The following is a 2,526-nucleotide window of genomic DNA, read 5'->3' on the forward strand; positions in this document are numbered from 1 at the left end:
TTCTCCTCGGATTTCTAAGAAAGAAGATGGTATAAATGATTTGGCAGTTTTTTCTAAAACTTCAGTTCAAAAATATTGACAACGGTCCAATGTATGTTGTAAGGGCTTGACTGAACCAGAAATTCATAAATTCATAACGATGATCGCAGGAAACGATCCAGTGTAACTACTATGTGAATTTTTATGAGCTAATACTGTTTATGATCTTTCAATGATATATAGACTTACAGCATTTAGTATTGTCACTTTTTTCTAGTAGATAGCCGTTAGGCTACAAATATTATTTGTTCGTATATGATCTATCCAAACTGTTGTTCTGAAATTGATCAAAATACTTTGTAAAAAGATCGGAACCAGTTTTTAATTTACGAATTTCAGATTACGTATGAAGACTTGCACTTGGGACACTTGTCAACAAAAGGTTCATCTTTGAATCCACATTCGCCACATAGTGCTACTTTCTTCACAGGTCTAAAGGATGGTGTCAGTTCTGCTGCTTTTTCAATTGATTTTTTAATATCTGCATGAGTGGCGTTCTGATCAATATCAAGTGTGACTAGCAATCCACCATTAAGTAGTTTAGATAATTTGTTACATTCAGAGATGATATCGGTTTTACTTGTGTAATCATCTATTTCAGAGGCACGAAGAACTATTCCTTGTGAATAAGAATCACCATCCATAGAATTAAGAGCAGAATTTTTACCATATTTCTCACCATCTAAGTTTGCAAATCGACTAGATCCTTCAGTTTCAGTCATTGATATCGCTACAGTATCGCCGAGTTCCTTACCTTTTTTGGCTGCAACATCTACTGCAGTTTCTATTACTTTATTGAGTATGTCTCTTCCTTCTTTATTATCTTGGAATCCGAGAATATTGAAAACAGATTCCTTGAGACCTACGAGATTAACAATAAGAGATACAGAACTTCTTTGCATATATTGTGTATTTTTTGCAAGGATTGGATTTAGTCCTCTTCTAGTAAGATCAGAAATATCTTTTTTTCTTAATGCCATAGAAGACAATGCAGGTTTCATAAGTAATGCAAGTCTTGCTCTAAAGTATGTTTCATCTTTGTTAGATTCAAATGCAAGTCTTGGAAGATTAATTGAAACAGATTGTAATGTTATTGCGAGTGGGCCAGAATTTTTATTTGTACCATTTGTAATACCATAGCTTGATACTTCACCTTTTGCAAACATGACTTTTCCACCAATTGAAATTATTTCTGCTAATGCTTCAGAAACATCAGTGATCTTTCCTTTATCAAAGTCCACAATCAAACCAATTTTTGGAATTGGAGTAATCTTTGTATAATTTTTGTATGCATTAATTATTGCATTAACAATTTTAAGATCAGAGCCTAATTGAAGTCTAACTGAAACATTAGTACTTCTTTTATTATATTTAGATGTAGTAGAAGCAGTTGCAAATGCATCTGTTAATTTTTGTTCAAGTTCAGGAATTGTCTTGGAGTATTTTGTAAATAGTGGAACTAATCCATCAAGTACAATTTCTTGTGAGGCTTCTTTGGAAAGTAATGATATGATTATTGATAAAGAAGATGTAACTTCATCAAGTGATTTTGATGATGTAATTCTTGATACATCAAGATATTTTCCGCCAAGGATAACTCCATCTTCAATTAGTTCCTTAACGTTAACAAATATTGTATCGGGTATCATAGACCAAATTCCTGGATTTGAGATATGCATATCTCCAGAGAGATGTGAATCAGCAACATCTTTTGGTAATACATTGGTGAGTAAATGTTCTGCAAAAACTTTCTGACCCGTATTGAAAAGCAGACCTTCTGCACCATTATCTACATTATCTAGATTTGTGAGCATTTCCTGGATATCATATACAGGCATACCTAGGCGTGCTAATTTATTGCGATATTCCTCATGACCGTGTTCTAAAAGAACAGAATTTACCATTTCTCTAATAAGAGAACCGGTAAGATATGTGGTCTGATATTTGTATATTCTATTTTCAACTTCTTCAGTAATTTTTTGGGCTAATTCTAATGGTAGACTACCTTCACGGACTAGAGATTGAATAATTTTATGAGAATTGAATTCTTCGATGGATTCGTGTGATGTCCTAACATACATTTTTCCACTTTCAATAATAGATCTTTCTTCAATTTGTCTGGCCAAACTCAATACGAGTTTTCCAAGGTTTGTAATTGTATAACGTCTTTCAGATTTGTTTAGGGCTACAAGAGATTGTCTAAGTAGTTTTCTTAAATGGTATGCAAATTTACCACTCTCTTTTTTAGATTTGAATCCTGCCAGAGACTTTAATTCAGAATATGTTAATGGACCCTTTGAATTTAAAATTCTTAAAATATCAATTCTGTTTGGACTTGCCATTACAGAAAAGATCATTCTTACACGTTTTGATGTAGACTGAAGAATACCGCTTCGCTTTGGCTCTTCTAGCTCTTCATCTAATTCCATACTGTTTCATTAAAAAAGGAAGGAGTAATTAAGACTTATGACTAGATCGTTTTTAGAT

1 protein-coding gene is annotated in these 2,526 nt (G+C 32.9%); it reads right to left on the minus strand.

What is annotated here, in order from left to right; all coding sequences use genetic code 11:
• Positions 1–374: 374 nt before the first annotated feature.
• The gene (nrdD, locus tag BG20_RS02155) at positions 375–2,468 is read right to left on the minus strand and encodes an anaerobic ribonucleoside-triphosphate reductase (protein WP_010190291.1); all 2,094 of its coding nucleotides are present in this window, start codon (positions 2,466–2,468) and stop codon (positions 375–377) included.
• Positions 2,469–2,526: the final 58 nt, after the last annotated feature.

The sequence above is a fragment of the Candidatus Nitrosarchaeum limnium BG20 genome, from assembly GCF_000241145.1.
GTDB classification, from domain to species: domain Archaea; phylum Thermoproteota; class Nitrososphaeria; order Nitrososphaerales; family Nitrosopumilaceae; genus Nitrosarchaeum; species Nitrosarchaeum limnae.

What these genes read in the sequence shown, in the direction of transcription:
- nrdD (WP_010190291.1), bottom strand. Translation starts at nt 2,468, where the DNA reads ATGGAATTAGATGAAGAGCTAGAAGAGCCAAAGCGAAGCGGTATTCTT.